Source organism: Sneathiella chinensis, assembly GCF_012720115.1.
GTDB classification, from domain to species: Bacteria; Pseudomonadota; Alphaproteobacteria; order Sneathiellales; family Sneathiellaceae; genus Sneathiella; species Sneathiella chinensis.
Genome location: NZ_VNWN01000007.1, coordinates 404,890 through 420,292 on the forward strand (window position 1 = coordinate 404,890; position 15,403 = coordinate 420,292).

Sequence of the window (15,403 nt, forward strand, 5' to 3'; positions counted from 1 at the left end):
CACAGCGCGAAAACAGAAAAGGCGGTCCCATTGGACCCGCCTTTTTTTATTGGTATCAGGAAAAGGATCAGGATCAGACTGTTTCGCTATCCTTGCTTTTCCCTTTTTTGGTTTTCCCGCCATCGGCTTTTTCCGGTTCGGCACCGCCCGCGGTGCTTTCGATATCGAAGGTCAGTTCGCCCTTCTTCAGGCCGATATTCACATGGCCGCCCTTGACCAGTTTTCCGAACAGAAGTTCCTCAGACAGGGGTTTCTTGATGGTCTCCTGAATGACACGGGCCAGTGGCCGGGCGCCATTATGGACATCATATCCCTTCTCGGCCAGCCACGAGGCCGCCGCATCGGTCAGGGACAGGGTGACATTCCGGTCCTCAAGCTGGGTTTCCAGTTGCAGGATGAATTTCTCGACCACCCGTGAGACCACTTCCGGCGGCAACGGGGCAAAGGGAATGACACTGTCGAGACGGTTGCGGAATTCCGGTGTAAAGAGACGCTTGATCGCCTCTTCATCCTCACCTTCCCGAAGACCGCTGCCAAACCCGATGGCCTGCTTGCTCATCTCCTGGGCCCCGGCGTTGGTGGTCATGATCAGCACCACGTTGCGGAAATCCACCTGCTTGCCGTTATGATCGGTCAGCTTGCCATGATCCATGACCTGCAACAGGATGTTGAACAGGTCCGGGTGGGCCTTTTCAATTTCATCCAGCAGCAAAACCGCATGGGGCTGCTTGTCGATGGCATCGGTCAGCAGTCCGCCCTGATCATACCCCACATATCCCGGAGGCGCGCCAATCAGGCGGCTGACCGTGTGGCGTTCCATATATTCGGACATGTCGAAACGGACCAGTTCCACCCCCAGAATGGACGCCAACTGGCGGGAGACTTCCGTCTTACCCACCCCGGTCGGCCCTGAGAACAGATAGGAGCCAATGGGTTTTTCCGGCTCGCGCAGGCCAGCACGGGCCAGCTTGATAGAGCTTGCCAGCGCCTCGATCGCCTGATCCTGACCAAAGACAACCCGTTTCAGGTCTACATCCAGCTTGCGCAGGTTCTCGGTATCTTCCTTGGATACGGATTTGGGGGGGATGCGGGCAATCTTGGCAACCGTTTCCTCCACATCCTTGACGCCGATGGTTTTCTTGCGGCGGCTTTCCGGTTTCAGAAGCTGGGCCGCGCCCACCTCGTCGATCACGTCAATGGCCTTGTCCGGCAATTTCCGGTCATTGATATAGCGGGCGGACAGTTCCACCGCACTTTTCAGCGCATCCGCCGTGTAACGGATGTTGTGATATTCCTCGAAATACGGCTTCAAGCCCTTCAGAATCTTGACCGCGTCCGGGATGCTGGGTTCGTTCACATCGATTTTCTGGAACCGGCGCAGCAACGCCCGATCCTTCTCAAAGTGGCTGCGGAACTCCTTGTAAGTCGTTGATCCAACGCATCTTATGGCACCACTCGCCAGCGCGGGCTTCAACAGGTTGGACGCATCCATCGCACCGCCACTTGTGGCCCCCGCCCCGATAATGGTGTGGATTTCATCAATAAACAGGATGGCATTGTCCATGGCCTCCAGTTCCGAGATGACCGCTTTCAGGCGTTCCTCGAAATCCCCCCGGTACCGGGTTCCGGCCAGCAAGGAGCCCATATCCAGTGAATAAATCACCGAAGACAGCAGCACCTGCGGCACCTCGCCATTGACGATCCGGCGGGCCAACCCCTCGGCGATGGCGGTCTTGCCAACGCCGGGGTCCCCCACGTAAAGCGGGTTGTTCTTGGACCGGCGGCAGAGGATCTGAATGGTGCGATCCACCTCGTCCTGCCGACCGATCAGCGGATCGATCTTTCCCTTGGCTGCCTTTTCGTTCAGGTTGACGCAATAGGCCTCCAACGCTTCGGAAGAGGTCGGATGCTCTTCTTCAGAGGTGTTTTCCTCCGCCTCGGACTTAAATTCAGAGTCCGTACCGCGCACGACCCGCGTCGTGCTCTTGCCCGGCGCCTTGGCGACCCCGTGGCTGATATAACTGATGGCATCCAGCCGGGTCATCTCCTGCTTTTGCAGGAAATAGGCGGCATGGCTTTCCCGTTCCGAGAAAATGGCGACCAGAACATTGGCCCCCGTCACCTCTTCCCGGCCAGAGCTTTCCACATTGATCAGGGCGCGCTGTACCACCCGCTGAAAAGACAGGGTTGGTCGCGCCTCGACGAAAGCGTCCAGAACCAGATCATCCAGTTCATCGGTGATAAACTCATCAAGATCCTTGCGCAGGATGTCCAGGTCCACATTGCACGCCCGCATTACGGACGCCGCATCCTGATCTTCTGTCAGGGCGAACAGCAAGTGTTCCAGCATGGCGAATTCGTGGCGTCTGGAGGTTGCCAGAGCCATGGCCCGATGCAGGCTTTCCTCTAGTGAGTTTGAAAATCCAGGCACTATTCCTTCTCCATCGTACATTGCAGAGGATGTTGATTTTCGCGTGCAAAATCAATTACCTGCGCAACTTTGGTTTCGGCCACCTCGTAGGGAAAAACGCCACAATTTCCGACGCCTTTCTGGTGGACATGCAACATAATCCTGGCCGCGGTTTGTTCATCCATGTTGAAAAATCGCTGGAGCACGTAGACAACAAATTCCATCGGGGTGTAATCGTCGTTCAGTAACAGAACACGCCACATGGACGGCTTTTTGGCCTTGGGCTTGGTTTTCGTCGCAATCCCGGTCCCCAGATCGCCATCATCTACATTTTTTTTATCGTTACCGTTGGACACAATAATCACAGCACCTGACTTCCGCATTTTTCGATTTTCATGACAATGATCAAATAGGCGACGGAATTGTCCCCTCTTTTACATAATTAGAGATCATAGCAGGAATTTCAAAAAAAATTGCTAATTGTCCGGGACTATTTTCAGCGCTGTCCTGTTCCCCTGCCCGCACGGGCAAGGTCCCCCTGTCAATCCAGCCTGAAACCGATTTTAAGGGTCACCTGAAAATGCGCAACATCGCCATTTTCAAGATGTCCACGGGTATTCACCACCTCGAACCAGTCAAGATGGTCCAGCGAAGAACTGGCCTTCCTGATGGCGTTCCGGATGGCATCATCCGTGCTGTTTGCGGAACTTCCGACAATCTCGATCATCTTGTAGACATGATCAGACATGGCGACTTCCCCTTCTTTTTTGCTCCTGTTTGCGATGAACTTCCGAACCACAGAAACAATATAGGGAAAATTTTGGCGTTTTTTCCTTCCGGGCCGCTGAAAAATATCAACATGCCTGTCCGGAAAATGAAAAGGGCCTGGAAAATTTCCAGGCCCTGATCGGAGACATGCTACTGATTTGACTGTAATTTCAGTCTCAGGCCTGTTTCAGGAACTTGTCAAAGCCAGCGGCGTATTGAGCGCCGAGAGGTTCCATTACGGACTTGGTAGCATCGATCATCATGGTGTTCAGCTTGCCGAACTCCGTTGCGTAGGTTTCCACCGCAGAGCGGGTAAACTCGGACTGAACTTCCAGAGCCTTCTGAACGTCATCAGCCTTCAGGATGGACCGGTAGGCAGTGAAGCAGGCTTCCACACGACCAGAACCGAAATCCATCAGCTCGGTGCTGATTTTCTCGCCTTTTTCAACGGCGGTGGTCCCGGCTGTCAGGAACGGATCAGTCAGTTCCGCATCGAAATAGGAGGCTTCGCGCAGGGATTTGGTTGCCTTCTCAACCTGCGTTTTTCCGTCCTTGACGGCTTTGGTGAAGTTGGTCTTTACCGCTTCACTTCCCGTCTTGAATGCCTTTTCAGCGGCGTCTGTCCCGGACAGGAAAGCATCCTGCAGGGTTTTGCGGCCTGTGCTGAACAGGGCTTCGAATTCTTTGGTTGCATCAGCGGCGCCGAAAGCAGAGGTTCCGGTTTCCACTTTGTCTTTGGCAGCAGTTGTCTTGCTCATCAGATTGCCTTTCAAGTAGCGTCTTCCAAAATGTTGCACTGCAACAATACGCACTTTATATATTCATAAACCCTCACATGTCAAGAAAAATTGTGCAGCGCACAAAAAATTATACAAGCAATCAAACATTTGATTTTATTGCATAATTTTCAAAACATGAAAAAGGTCACAAAAAACAATCCAACTTTTTTTGTGCAAGACCACATCCGCCTTTTACAACTTCAGCCCGTTATCCCCCACCTCCATCGAGAAATAGCTGCTGCTGGACATGTCCCGGCTGTTGGTGGGGCGGGCGCCCCGGTGCTGAAACACAGGTTCCACCGGCGGCGCCACCTTGACCCCGGTCTCGTCATGGGGGGACAGAACCTCCACAAACGGCAGGTCTGCCAAATCGGTCGTCCGCTTTGTCCAGGCCTGATACTTGAACACCCCATCCCGGCAAACCATAGCAATCCAGTAAAATTCGTCGGAATGAAGCTTCAGGCCGTTTCGGGTCGGCGCCTCGAAGCCCGCCTCGATCAGGGCGCGGTCAATGGCCACCAGATCATCAAGGTCCAGCGGAACACGGGAATGAAAATTGCTTCGGAAATCCACACCGTCACTATAGATATCCACCTGCCCTCCCAGACCACGCCGGAACACCCGCGTTTCCTGTATGCCTTCCCCGGCGCCAAACGCCTGGACAATGTCATAGGTGCGGACCTGCTCCTCATATAGCGCGTTATAGATAATCCGGTATCGTGACGTGCCTCCCGGCTCACACAGGGCGCGGATATCATCCCCGTTGGCATAGGAGAAATACTGGAACGGCCGAACAATGGGGTTTCCGGTTCCCCCGTCCGCAGCACAGGCCGCCGCACCAACAGCAAGACAACAGACAACCCCCAAGCGGGCAAAAACATTCATGGCGTTCCTCTTTTCTTTCAGGCCTGCGGTTACCTTATCTTAACAAACCTGCCTTATAATGCTCATGACCATAAAAAGGGAAAACGGTTTCTTCGGAACAGTCATTCCAAATGAAAATCCGTCCTTTTCCTGAATTATACGCGACGACAAAGGAATTTGTTGGACATGATTCGCAAGTTTTTCTAAACTTCACATTGTGTCAGGGGTACACGTCGTGGTTTGAGTAATTTGTTAAAACAAAAATAGGTTTTCCTGTGTCACTTTTCCGGAAAAACATTGCAAGGCAGCACGCTACTGGCCAAACAAGACAAAAAAGTGGCACGAGGGGACATTTCCTGTCACTTTTCGTTTCCGTGCTTGCCCTTTTCGTTGTTCTGGCTGCCACACTGGCGCCGACAACCGCAGAAGCCAGCCGCTACGCCTCCGTTGTGATGGACAGCCGAACCGGCAAGATCCTTTTCTCCAGAAACGCGAACCAGCGGCTGTACCCGGCCTCCCTGACCAAGATCATGACCCTGTACATGACCTTCGAGGCCATTAACCAGGGCAAGCTCAGCTTTGACCAGAAACTGAAGGTATCCGCCCGTGCCGCAGGCCAGACCCCGACAAAACTGGGCCTGAAAAAAGGCAGCACCATTTCGGTTCGCGATGCCGTCTTTGGCCTGATCACCAAATCCGCCAACGATGCCGCAACGGTTCTGGCCGAAGCCATGGCCCCGACCGAGGCCGCCTTTGCCCGCATGATGACGGAAAAGGCCAGCAAACTTGGCATGCACCGGACATCCTTCCGCAATGCCAGCGGGCTGCCGAACCGGCGCCAGCGCAGCACGGCCCACGACATGGCCATTCTGGGCGCGGCCATGATCCACGACTTCCCGCAATTCTATCACTATCTCTCGCTGCAGAGTTTTGATTACAAGGGCAAGAGCTTCAAGAACCACAACAACCTGCTGTCCAGCTACAAGGGCGCGGATGGCATCAAGACCGGTTATATCCGGGCGTCCGGCTTCAACCTTGTTGCCTCCGCCAAGCGCGGCAACCACCGCCTGATCGGCGTTGTGTTCGGCGGTCGCACCGCCAAAAGCCGTGACCTGCACATGAAATCCCTGCTCGACAAGGGCTTTGAGCGTATGGAACTGGCGCAACCCTCCGTGGTTCCCATTCCCAACTCCCGCCCGGTCAGCATTGCCCTTGGTAGCCCCCACAACACCGTTGAGGGCGGCATCATGAAGGCATCAACCGCCAGCACCGCAGCAACCATCCCGACGCCGCAGCCGGCGATCCTGCCCGATCCGTCCGATGGGGACTGGGGCATTCAAGTGGGGGCCTTCTCTCGCGTTGGCAATGCACGGGACCAGCTGAACCATGTTACCGGCCTGACTGGCGGGATGATGGACGGCGGACGCTTCAACATCCAGAAGGTCAGCACCGACAGCGGCTCCATCTATCGGGCGCAAATGGTTGGCTTCACCGAACAGAACGCCAAATCCATCTGCCGGACATTGATGGACAAATCCGTTGCCTGCTTCGTGGTCTCTCCGGTGGATGGCAACCTGATCCGGGTGGCCCGCAACTAACCTGACGGACGGTCTGGCTCACCCTGAAAGCAAGCACCTTTATCGCGCTCTTCTGGCCGCGAGCATACAAACAGAAAACATTAAAAAAAGGCGGCACTCCCGATCGGAATGCCGCCTTTTTTGTCTTGGAATCCGAGGTGCCCCTGCAGCGCCCCCCGTTTATGATTACAGGGCGTTCACAGGAATTTTCAGATAGCTGACGCCGTTATCCTCTGGTTCCGGGAAATGTCCGGCGCGCATATTGACTTGCACAGACGGCAGGATCAGAAGCGGCATATCCAGTTCCTTGTCGCGGGTCGTCCGCATCTCGACGAACTGCGCTTCGGAAACACCGTCATGAACGTGGATATTCTTTTCCTTCTGCTCGCCCACGGATGTCAGCCACTGATATTCGCGGCCACCCGGCGCATAATCGTGACACATGAACAGGCGGGTCTCATCCGGGAAGGACAGGATTTTCCGGATAGAGCGATAAAGCTGCGCCGCATCCCCGCCCGGGAAGTCGCACCGGGCCGTCCCGAAATCGGGCATGAACAGGGTATCCCCCACAAAGATCGCATCACCGATATGGTAGCTCATGCAGGCAGGTGTGTGCCCCGGCGTTGCGATGGCATGAATGCGAAGTCCGCCGCATTCCAGAACCGCGTCATCGGCCAGCAACACATCAAACTGGGTGCCGTCCGTGCACATCCCCTCGCCTGCATTGAAAACGCCCTTGAAGACTTTCTGTACCGCCGTGACCTGCTCGCCGATGACAATCTGTCCGCCAAGCTGCTCCTTCAGATAGGGCGCGGCGGTGATATGGTCCGCATGAACATGCGTCTCCAGAATCCACACAACATCAAGATCGTTCTGACGGACATAATCCGCAATGGCATCCGCTGCCTCTGTCGCCGTCCGGCCTGATTTATGGTCAAAATCAAGGGCTGTATCAATCAGCACGCATTTCCGACTTTCCGGGTCCTTCACAAGATACGAGACCGTAAAGGTCGGCTTGTGAAAAAAGGCTGTGACGTCCGGTTTCATTTCAATCCCCACACATAATTTCCAATGATCGTCTTCTCATTCTATTTGACTTTATATTCATATCTATGTAGATACGCAAGTATGAATATCGAGGAAATGAGAAAATCTGCCGGTCGCGCAAGCATTCTGATGAAGGCCCTCTCGAACGAGACGCGCCTCATGTTGCTGTGCCAGCTTAACGATGGGGAAAAGTCCGTGGGGCAGCTTGCGGACATGCTGCAACTTCGCCCCTCGACGATTTCCCAGCAACTGGCCCTGCTCAGAAAAGACGAACTGGTGGAAACCCGCCGCGAAGGCCAGACCATCTACTATTCCCTGACCGGGGATGAGGCCCGCAACGTCATCTCCACCCTTTACAACCTTTACTGCAAGGATAACGGGGACACATGACGGAACTCGCCCAACGCCTTGTCCCGGCCTATGGCTGGCTGAAAAACTATGACCGCCGGCATTTCTCGGGCGACCTGACCGCCGGGATCATCACGGCCATCCTGCTGATCCCGCAGGCCATGGCCTATTCGGCCCTTGCGGGACTGCCCCCTGAAATCGGTCTGTATGCCAGCATCGCCCCGCCGCTCCTCTATGCGCTGTTTGGCAGCAGCCGGACGCTGGCCGTGGGGCCGGTGGCGGTGGCATCGCTGATGGTTGCCTATTCCCTGTCCAAGATTGCCGAGCCCGGCAGCGAAACCTATATCGCGTCGGCCGTCATCCTGTCCTTCATGGTTGGGGTCGGCTTTCTGTTGATTGCCCTGTTCCGGGTTGGCTTCATGACCGAATTTCTCAGCCACCCCGTCATGTCCGGCTTTACCAGTGCGGCGGCCCTTGTCATCGCCTTCAGCCAGCTTTCCCCCCTTGTGGGACTGGACGGAAAACTGGCCTTCTCCGATCTGTTCTCGCTTAAGGAACTGGAGGCCCTGCCCGACCGGTTGAACCAGACCACTGTCATGATCGGGCTTGGCAGTGTTGTCCTGTTGCATCTGGCCCGGAAGTATCTTGCCCCGCTGATCGAGAAAATTCCGCCCCTGAAGCCCCTGTCCGCCGGGCTATCCAAGACCGGGCCACTGATGGTGCTGATCCTGATGACAGTTCTGGTCTTGTCCCTTGACCTGAACGGAACGGCAGGCGTTGCCATTATCGGCACCATACCGGAAGGCCTGCCCTCCATCGCCCTGCCGGATGTGACCCTCGGGATGGGGATCGCGCAGGATCTGCTGCCCTCGGCCCTGCTGATCACCCTGATCAGTTATGTGGAAAGTGTTGCCATCGCCAAGGTTCTGGCCTCACGGCGACGGGAAAAACTGGATGTCAATCAGGAAGCCTGGGGCCTCGGTTTCGCCAATCTGGGATCGGCCTTTACGGGGGCCAGCCCGGTTTGCGGCGGGTTCAGCCGGTCCGTGGTCAATTTTGCGGCAGGCGCCAACACCCAGCTTGCCGCCATCATCACCGCAACCCTGATTGCAGCCACGCTGGTCCTGTTCACCCCCCTGTTCCATTCGGTCCCGAAATCGGTTCTGGCCGCCATTATCCTTGTGGCCATTCTGGACCTTGTGGACATCAAGGGCTTTCTCAAGAACCTCGCCTATGACAAGGCGGACGGCATCGCACAGGGCATCACCTTTGTGGCGGTCCTGCAATTCGGGATCGAACAGGGGCTGATCGCCGGCCTTGCCATTTCGCTGGCGCTGCATTTCTGGCGCAGCAGCCGCCCCCATATCGCCATTGTCGGACAGGTAGGCGATACGGAACATTTCCGCAATGTGCGGCGCCACAAGGTCAGGACCTATCCGCACCTTTTGGCGCTCCGCATTGACGAAAGCCTGTTCTTTGCCAACACCGCCTATCTTGAGAATTTCATCCTGAACGAGGTGGCGGCCCGCAAGGACCTGACGGATATCCTGCTGATCTGCAGCGCCATCAACAGCATCGACGGCAGCGCCCTGCACACCCTTGAGATGATGCAGAAGGAACTGGCCGAAACCGGCATCCGCCTGCATCTGGCAGAGGTCAAGGGACCGGTCATGGACCGGCTTCAAAACACCGAATTTTTCAAACAGCATCATTCGGGGCAGGTTTTCCTGAGCACCTATGATGCCTTCAAAACCTTGTCTGAAAAAGGCAATCCGCTCTTCAACCATCCGGACTGGAGTATTTAAATGGAGAATTTCACACCCTTCCTGTCACTGGCAGGCGGCCTGATCCTCGGGATCTCGGCCACCCTGATGCTGGCCGGGGGCCGCATTGCCGGTATTAGCGGCATTCTGGGCGGCCTGATCCCGCCCACCCTTGACTTTGCCCGCTGGCGTATCCTGTTCATTCTGGGACTGATCGGCGGCGCGGCCCTGTTTCCCGTTCTCGGCGGTGATATCAGCTTCATCAACATCAACCCCTACAATTTTTCCGATGACGTCCACTATGCGGCGCTGATCGTCGCCGGCCTGCTGGTCGGTGCGGGAACCAATATCGGCGCCGGTTGCACCAGCGGTCACGGCGTATGCGGCATTGGCCGTCTGTCTGTCCGCTCGCTGGTGGCCACAATGACCTTCATGGTCGTCGCGGCGCTTGTTGTTTTCATTATTCGTATGGTGACGGGGTCCTGATCATGTTCAATATTATCGCAACACTCGCAGGCGTTCTGTTTGGGTATGGTCTTGCCCTGTCCGGCATGGTCAGCCCCGGCAAGGTTGTCGGCTTCCTTGACATCACCGGCAACTGGGACCCCAGCCTCGCCTTCGTCATGGGCGGCGCGGTCGGCGTCACCTTTATCGCCTTCCGTCTTCTGCTGAAGCGGCCGCACCCGATTTTCGGGGACAAGTTTCACGTTCCCACCCGGCAGGATATTGACAGCCGCCTGATCATTGGCGCAGCCCTGTTCGGTATCGGTTGGGCCGTTGGCGGACTATGCCCCGGACCGGCCATCAGTTCCCTTGCCTATGCGGAACCTAAAATCCTGACCTTCGTCCTGTCCATGGTCGTGGGTATCTTTGGCGCGAAAATCCTGTTTCCCGCGTCACGATGACAAACCGGCGGCCAGCTTGGCAGCAAGCCGGCCGTTATTCAGCGCAAGGGCCATATTCACCTCGCTGGTGCGTCCCCCGGACACCCGGTTGAGGGCCCCAAGGACATAGGGGGTCATCGCGGCCCCCTTGATCCCCGCCGCGACGGCCTCAGCCCTTGCCTGATCCACCAGCGCCTCCACCTCTTCATTGGAAAGCGCGTCTTTTTCCGGGATGGGATTGCAAACCAGCATCCCCGATGGCAATTCCAGCGCAAAATGCTGCCGGGCAATCCGGATCAGGTCCGCCGTGCTATCTGCGACCGCCGGGACAGGCAGACCGCTTGAAAGGCTGTGAAACGCCGGGAAAGTGCTGGTTTTATAGCCCACAACCGGCACGCTGTAACTTTCCAGAACTTCCAGCGTGGCCGGCAGGTCCAGAATGGATTTTGCCCCTGCCGCCACCACGATGACCCGGGATCGGGACAATTCCAGAAGATCGGCGGAAACATCAAACCCGTCCGCGCCTTCCTCGGCCCGGTGGACCCCGCCAATGCCGCCGGTGGCGAACACGCGAATACCGGCCCGCTCCGCGATATAGGATGTGGAGGCCACCGTTGTGGCGCCAGTCCGGTCACTGCCGACAACCACCGGCAAATCCCGAACAGAGCATTTCAGAACGCCGTCGGATTTGGCCAGATGCTCAAGCTCCTCGGCGCTGAGGCCACACTTGATCTCGCCCCGGATGATGGCGATGGTGGCGGGAACGGCCCCCTCTTCGCGGATGACGGCCTCCATCTCGGCGGCCACATCCATATTCTTCGGATAAGGAAACCCATGACTGATAATGGTGGATTCCAGCGCAACAACCGGCTGTCCGGCCTCAAGGGCGGCAGCCACCTCAGCAGAATACGCAATCTTCATGATGTTTCCTTTCCATATAGGGGCCGATCCCAACCCGTCGTTATGGCCGTACCCCGTCATCCACGGGGGATCAAGCCTTTTTTAAACCGGAAAGGCGCCTTTTCCATTGAAAGGCCGCAAGGCTTCAAGCTACTCTCCCGCCAATAAAAAATAACAATTGGAGGAACTAAGGATGGTCTCATCCAACAAAGTCGCCATCGTCACCGGATCAGCCACCGGGGCCGGGGCGGCCATTGCAATCGCCCTTGCCAAGAAGGGCTATAATGTTGTCGTCAACTACACAAAAAGCGAAGACGACGCCAAGGCAACCCTGTCCGAAGTGGAAAAGTGCGGTGTTGAAGGCCTGCTGTTTCAGGGCGATGTCTCAAAAGACGAGGATTGCCGCGCCATGGCGGCGGCTGCTGTCCAGAAATGGGGCCGGATTGACGCCCTGATCAACAATGCGGGTCGCACCAAGTTTGTCGCCCATCAGGACCTTGACGGACTGGATGTGCAGGACTTCCACGACATTTATGCCGTCAACACCATTGGCCCGTTCCAGATGACCCGCGCCTGTGAGCCATATCTTCGCAAAAGTGACGCTGGCCGGGTGGTGATGATCTCTTCCGTTGCGGGCACGCACGGGCACGGCTCCTCCATCGCCTATGTGGCGTCCAAGGGCGCGCTCAACTCCATGACAAAGGCCCTTGCCCGGATCATGGGACCACAGGTGACGGTCAATGCCGTCTGCCCCGGCATGATCGAAACCCGCTGGCTTCGCGAAGGCTGGGGCGATCAGGATTACGAGCGGAACAAGGCCGGCCTTCTGAAAACCGTACCCATGGCAAAAGTCGCTCAACCGGAAGATGTAGCCGACGCCGTCCTCTGGTTTGTTGAGGGAACAGCCCTCGTGACCGGCGAAACCGTCATCATCGATGGCGGAATGCATCTGGTTCGCTAACCGAATAGAAGGAAAAGGTGATAAATTAATTACAATTTTTTTCAATTCATTACCTTTTCCTCCCCACTTTTTTTCGATAACATGCCGCCAGCATCACCGGGAAAGGATTAAGGGACCTTCCCGTCAAAGGTGAGATACGAGGGGGGACTTCATCCAATGAACGGGCATAAATCATGACAGATACAACTGTCTTCAAGCCTGACGGAACAACCGCTGCGCAAGACACAGCAAAGCGCCTGCTGATTATTGATGATGAGCGGGACTTCGGCGACTATGTCGGTGAAGTGGGTAAGAATCTGGGGTATGATGTTGTTGTTACGGACAATGCGTCCGACTTCAAGAAATCCTATCGGGAGACACCGCCTGACGTTCTGGTTCTGGATATGGTCATGCCCGGCACCGACGGGGTTGAGCTGATCGGTTGGCTGGCAAAACTAAAATGTACGTCACGGATTATCATCGTATCAGGGTACAACCCCCGGTATGTGGAACTGGCGGAAAATCTGGGCGATGCCCGTGGCCTCTCCGGTATCCAGAGCCTGACCAAACCCGTCAAGCTGGCGGACCTGCGTGAGGCGCTCTCCTGATTTTGTAACAGGACCGTTGCATGCTTGCGGAAAAAGACGATCTGGAACGCGCCCTGCGCTATCCCTACACTAGGCCGGAAGGCTCCTTCCTGCTGGACAGGGGGGAATGCCATCCCCTGCCGGCGTCTCTTGATTTCAGGAACCGCATTCCCGTTCTGGCGTCTGGCTCCAACGCGGCACCGGAACAGTTGATGCGGAAGTTCCCGAAGGAGGGAAACTTCGCCCCGGTCTTCGTCACGGCCGCCCAGCTGCAAGGGTTTTGCTGTGTCTATTCCGCTCATTTTTCCGGCTATGGTGCTGTTCCGGCAACCCTGCATCCCAGCCAAACAGGGGGCACCCGCTGCCACATCACCTGGCTGACACCGGACCAGCTTTCCCGTATGCACGAGACCGAGGCGGTCGGGAAGAATTACCGCTACTCCCGCCTTGAAAGGCTGTCCCTGACCTGTGATGTCACCGGCAGGCTTGAGATGGCCCATGCCTATATCAGCCGCTTTGGTGCCCTTGCTCCGGACGGAACGCCGGTGGCACTTGCCGAATTACCCGGCGATCGGGGCGATTTCAGCGCCCTGACCCAGCGCCAGATACAGGAAAAAATCAAAACCACTCTTGCGCCGGACACGGAACTCGGCGACTTTATAAGGGAAAATATTCTTTCGGCCCCGATCCGAGAACAACGCACAGAAAAAATGGGGCCGATTTCCCTGCCGTTTTCCTATTCTTTTGAAACGGTTCTGCAAGGTCACCAAGAGCCATGAAAATAGATACGCTCGAAAAACTGGAAAGCCTGTATGGCCCCGTCCGTGAGGCTGTCCGCAAGAAACTTCTCCCCTCTCTCGATCCGCATTCCCGGCATTTCATCTCCCTCTCCCCGTTTCTGGTGATGGCCACCTCGAACCGGGATGGATGGGAAGATGCCTCCCCCAAGGGGGATGAGCCCGGCTTTGTCAGGGTTGTGGATGACAAAACCCTGCTGATCCCCGACCGGATCGGCAACAACCTGACCGACAGCCTGCGCAATATCCTGGAAAACCCGGAAATCGGGCTAATTTTCTTTCTGCCGGGCATTCGGGAAACCCTGCGCGTAAACGGCCCCGCAGACATTATCGCGGCCCCCGACCTGCTTCAGGAATTTTCCGTGAACGGCAAGCCGCCTCGCTCGGTCATCCGTGTTACGGTGCGCGAGGCCTACATGCATTGCGGCAAAAGCATCATTCGCTCTGATCTGTGGGGTGACAGCCACCGGATCGACCAGAAATCCTTCCCAAGCCTTGGTCAGATTCTCGCGGACCAGATTGCCGGTCATGATGTCCGGGAACTGGATGCGGCTCTTGAAACCTCCTACAAGGAAAAGCTTTACTGATCTTTCTGCCTCAAGGCTGGCCTCCGCCTGCCCTGTCCCGCCCCCTCACTCTCTCCTCCTCTCACCCTCACTTTTCGGTAGTACCCTGTCATGAATGGAACCCTGAAATCCCTCTGTTACGGCGCTGTAGGCGGTCTGGCTTTCTTTCTCCTCGACCTGCCGCTCGCGTGGATGATGGGGTCCATGTGCCTGACCACCGTTCTGGCCTTGCGCGGGATGACGCTTCAGGTTCATGACGGCCTTCGCAAGGTTATGACGGCGGTTCTCGGGGTCATGCTTGGCAGTAGTTTTTCACCCGGCCTGTTCCAGAACCTGTCCGTCTGGCAGAACGGTCTGGCCCTGCTGACCCTGAATGTGGTCCTGTCCATGATCGTCATCTACTGGTATTATCGGAAAATCGGCGGGTTCGACCCCATCACCGCGTATTTTTCCAGTGCGCCGGGGGGTTTCAACGTAATGTATGAGGTTGGCGAGGCGAAAGGCGGCGACGGGCGGGCCATTGCCCTGATCCACGCAACCCGCATCCTGTTTCTGGTGATGACTGTTCCCCTTGCCTTTCGATACGGGGCGGATATCCAGTCCGGCGCAAGCGAGTTGGACCTGATCGGCAACTGGGGCGACCTTGAAGGCTATCTCTGGCTGTCCCTTGCCGCCGTGGTTGGTTATGTGGGCGGCGGACTGATCCGGCTGCCGGCATCCCACCTGATGGGCCCCCTTGCCGTGGCCGCCATCTTCGAGATTACCGGCATCACCAGCGCCAAGCCGCCCATGCTGATTGTCTATGCGGCCCAGCTTGTGATCGGCACCGCCATCGGCCTGCGTTTCCTTGGCACCACATGGCATGAAATCCGGCATATCATCGTTCTCAGCCTTGGATCGACCGTTGTCATGATGCTGCTGGCGGTCCTGCTGTCCTATTTCGCGACCTCCTTTGTGGGGGTCAGCATTCCCGGCCTGATCCTTGCCCTGTCACCGGGCGGACTGGCGGAAATGTCACTGGTTGCGCTGGCCCTTGGCATTGATGTGGCCTTCGTGTCCATCATGCATGTGATCCGGATCACCGCCATTATCTCCATTGTGCCGCTGGCCTATCCAACGGTAAGCAAACTTTGGGACAGACAGAAACCGGACCCGTCCTGACCGGTCGCCGCC

17 protein-coding genes are annotated in these 15,403 nt (G+C 56.6%); 10 read left to right on the top strand and 7 right to left on the bottom strand.

Annotated features, from left to right (window positions below):
* Window positions 1-73 precede the first annotated feature (73 nt).
* The 5 genes from clpA to FQB27_RS14390 all read right to left on the bottom strand — a co-directional run bounded on the left by clpA (window position 74) and on the right by FQB27_RS14390 (window position 4,842).
* Window positions 74-2,386 (bottom strand): ATP-dependent Clp protease ATP-binding subunit ClpA, encoded by a 2,313-nt coding sequence (gene clpA, locus FQB27_RS14370; RefSeq protein ID WP_240953540.1) that lies wholly within the window; start codon window positions 2,384-2,386, stop codon window positions 74-76.
* A 44-nt stretch (window positions 2,387-2,430) separates the two neighbouring features.
* The gene (clpS, locus tag FQB27_RS14375; protein ID WP_169561743.1) at window positions 2,431-2,793 is read right to left on the bottom strand and encodes an ATP-dependent Clp protease adapter ClpS; all 363 of its coding nucleotides are present in this window, start codon (window positions 2,791-2,793) and stop codon (window positions 2,431-2,433) included.
* A 158-nt stretch (window positions 2,794-2,951) separates the two neighbouring features.
* A complete protein-coding gene (locus FQB27_RS14380) occupies window positions 2,952-3,158 on the bottom strand; it encodes a dodecin (RefSeq protein WP_169561744.1) in 207 nt (68 codons plus the stop codon).
* Between the two features lie 196 nt (window positions 3,159-3,354).
* Window positions 3,355-3,936, bottom strand: coding sequence for a phasin family protein (locus tag FQB27_RS14385; RefSeq protein ID WP_169561745.1), 582 nt, complete (start codon window positions 3,934-3,936; stop codon window positions 3,355-3,357).
* Window positions 3,937-4,149: 213 nt separating this feature from the next.
* The gene (locus FQB27_RS14390; protein WP_169561746.1) at window positions 4,150-4,842 is read right to left on the bottom strand and encodes a hypothetical protein; all 693 of its coding nucleotides are present in this window, start codon (window positions 4,840-4,842) and stop codon (window positions 4,150-4,152) included.
* A 353-nt stretch (window positions 4,843-5,195) separates the two neighbouring features.
* Between FQB27_RS14390 and FQB27_RS14395 the strand changes: the two genes are divergently transcribed.
* Window positions 5,196-6,419, top strand: a complete 1,224-nt coding sequence (locus FQB27_RS14395; protein WP_206374688.1) for a serine hydrolase — start codon at window positions 5,196-5,198, stop codon at window positions 6,417-6,419.
* A 165-nt stretch (window positions 6,420-6,584) separates the two neighbouring features.
* On the opposite strand, the gene FQB27_RS14400 is transcribed toward FQB27_RS14395, so the two are convergent.
* A complete protein-coding gene (locus tag FQB27_RS14400) occupies window positions 6,585-7,445 on the bottom strand; it encodes an MBL fold metallo-hydrolase (protein WP_169561747.1) in 861 nt (286 codons plus the stop codon).
* Window positions 7,446-7,526: 81 nt separating this feature from the next.
* On the opposite strand from FQB27_RS14400, the gene FQB27_RS14405 reads away from it, so the two are divergent.
* The 4 genes from FQB27_RS14405 to FQB27_RS14420 are packed head-to-tail and all read left to right on the top strand — an operon-like array spanning window position 7,527 to window position 10,461.
* Window positions 7,527-7,835, top strand: coding sequence for an ArsR/SmtB family transcription factor (locus FQB27_RS14405; RefSeq protein ID WP_169561748.1), 309 nt, complete (start codon window positions 7,527-7,529; stop codon window positions 7,833-7,835).
* Complete coding sequence (locus FQB27_RS14410; RefSeq protein ID WP_169561749.1) at window positions 7,832-9,598, top strand: SulP family inorganic anion transporter; 1,767 nt, start codon at window positions 7,832-7,834, stop codon at window positions 9,596-9,598. Before FQB27_RS14405 ends, FQB27_RS14410 begins: the two co-directional genes overlap by 4 nt.
* The gene (locus FQB27_RS14415; RefSeq protein ID WP_169561750.1) at window positions 9,599-10,042 is read left to right on the top strand and encodes a YeeE/YedE family protein; all 444 of its coding nucleotides are present in this window, start codon (window positions 9,599-9,601) and stop codon (window positions 10,040-10,042) included.
* Between the two features lie 2 nt (window positions 10,043-10,044).
* The gene (locus FQB27_RS14420) at window positions 10,045-10,461 is read left to right on the top strand and encodes a DUF6691 family protein (protein WP_169561751.1); all 417 of its coding nucleotides are present in this window, start codon (window positions 10,045-10,047) and stop codon (window positions 10,459-10,461) included.
* Here FQB27_RS14420 and FQB27_RS14425 read toward each other — a convergent pair.
* Window positions 10,453-11,361: a pseudouridine-5'-phosphate glycosidase gene (locus FQB27_RS14425; RefSeq protein ID WP_169561752.1), complete on the bottom strand. Its 909-nt coding sequence runs from the start codon at window positions 11,359-11,361 to the stop codon at window positions 10,453-10,455. The two genes, FQB27_RS14420 and FQB27_RS14425, sit on opposite strands and share 9 nt — an antisense overlap.
* A 172-nt stretch (window positions 11,362-11,533) precedes the next feature.
* Here FQB27_RS14425 and FQB27_RS14430 point away from each other — a divergent pair, with 172 nt between their 5' ends.
* The 5 genes from FQB27_RS14430 (at window position 11,534) to FQB27_RS14450 (ending at window position 15,391) form a co-directional block, all read left to right on the top strand.
* Window positions 11,534-12,301 (top strand): SDR family NAD(P)-dependent oxidoreductase, encoded by a 768-nt coding sequence (locus FQB27_RS14430; protein WP_169561753.1) that lies wholly within the window; start codon window positions 11,534-11,536, stop codon window positions 12,299-12,301.
* Window positions 12,302-12,474: 173 nt separating this feature from the next.
* Window positions 12,475-12,888 (top strand): response regulator, encoded by a 414-nt coding sequence (locus FQB27_RS14435; protein WP_169561754.1) that lies wholly within the window; start codon window positions 12,475-12,477, stop codon window positions 12,886-12,888.
* Between the two features lie 20 nt (window positions 12,889-12,908).
* Window positions 12,909-13,646 carry a hypothetical protein gene (locus FQB27_RS14440; RefSeq protein WP_169561755.1) on the top strand — a complete coding sequence of 246 codons (738 nt, stop codon included), beginning with the start codon at window positions 12,909-12,911 and terminating at the stop codon, window positions 13,644-13,646.
* A complete protein-coding gene (locus FQB27_RS14445) occupies window positions 13,643-14,251 on the top strand; it encodes a pyridoxamine 5'-phosphate oxidase family protein (protein WP_169561756.1) in 609 nt (202 codons plus the stop codon). Before FQB27_RS14440 ends, FQB27_RS14445 begins: the two co-directional genes overlap by 4 nt.
* Window positions 14,252-14,341: 90 nt before the next feature.
* Window positions 14,342-15,391 (top strand): AbrB family transcriptional regulator, encoded by a 1,050-nt coding sequence (locus FQB27_RS14450; RefSeq protein WP_169561757.1) that lies wholly within the window; start codon window positions 14,342-14,344, stop codon window positions 15,389-15,391.
* The last annotated feature ends 12 nt before the right edge of the window (window positions 15,392-15,403 follow it).

Excerpts from the sequence above, each read along its gene's own strand:
- clpA (WP_240953540.1), bottom strand. The coding sequence starts at position 2,386 with ATGGCTCTGGCAACCTCCAGACGCCACGAATTCGCCATGCTGGAACAC.
- clpS (WP_169561743.1), bottom strand. The coding sequence starts at position 2,793 with ATGCGGAAGTCAGGTGCTGTGATTATTGTGTCCAACGGTAACGATAAA.
- FQB27_RS14380 (WP_169561744.1), bottom strand. The coding sequence starts at position 3,158 with ATGTCTGATCATGTCTACAAGATGATCGAGATTGTCGGAAGTTCCGCA.
- FQB27_RS14385 (WP_169561745.1), bottom strand. The coding sequence starts at position 3,936 with ATGAGCAAGACAACTGCTGCCAAAGACAAAGTGGAAACCGGAACCTCT.
- FQB27_RS14390 (WP_169561746.1), bottom strand. The coding sequence starts at position 4,842 with ATGAATGTTTTTGCCCGCTTGGGGGTTGTCTGTTGTCTTGCTGTTGGT.
- FQB27_RS14400 (WP_169561747.1), bottom strand. The coding sequence starts at position 7,445 with ATGAAACCGGACGTCACAGCCTTTTTTCACAAGCCGACCTTTACGGTC.
- FQB27_RS14405 (WP_169561748.1), top strand. The coding sequence starts at position 7,527 with ATGAATATCGAGGAAATGAGAAAATCTGCCGGTCGCGCAAGCATTCTG.
- FQB27_RS14410 (WP_169561749.1), top strand. The coding sequence starts at position 7,832 with ATGACGGAACTCGCCCAACGCCTTGTCCCGGCCTATGGCTGGCTGAAA.
- FQB27_RS14415 (WP_169561750.1), top strand. The coding sequence starts at position 9,599 with ATGGAGAATTTCACACCCTTCCTGTCACTGGCAGGCGGCCTGATCCTC.
- FQB27_RS14420 (WP_169561751.1), top strand. The coding sequence starts at position 10,045 with ATGTTCAATATTATCGCAACACTCGCAGGCGTTCTGTTTGGGTATGGT.
- FQB27_RS14425 (WP_169561752.1), bottom strand. The coding sequence starts at position 11,361 with ATGAAGATTGCGTATTCTGCTGAGGTGGCTGCCGCCCTTGAGGCCGGA.
- FQB27_RS14430 (WP_169561753.1), top strand. The coding sequence starts at position 11,534 with ATGGTCTCATCCAACAAAGTCGCCATCGTCACCGGATCAGCCACCGGG.
- FQB27_RS14435 (WP_169561754.1), top strand. The coding sequence starts at position 12,475 with ATGACAGATACAACTGTCTTCAAGCCTGACGGAACAACCGCTGCGCAA.
- FQB27_RS14440 (WP_169561755.1), top strand. The coding sequence starts at position 12,909 with ATGCTTGCGGAAAAAGACGATCTGGAACGCGCCCTGCGCTATCCCTAC.
- FQB27_RS14445 (WP_169561756.1), top strand. The coding sequence starts at position 13,643 with ATGAAAATAGATACGCTCGAAAAACTGGAAAGCCTGTATGGCCCCGTC.
- FQB27_RS14450 (WP_169561757.1), top strand. The coding sequence starts at position 14,342 with ATGAATGGAACCCTGAAATCCCTCTGTTACGGCGCTGTAGGCGGTCTG.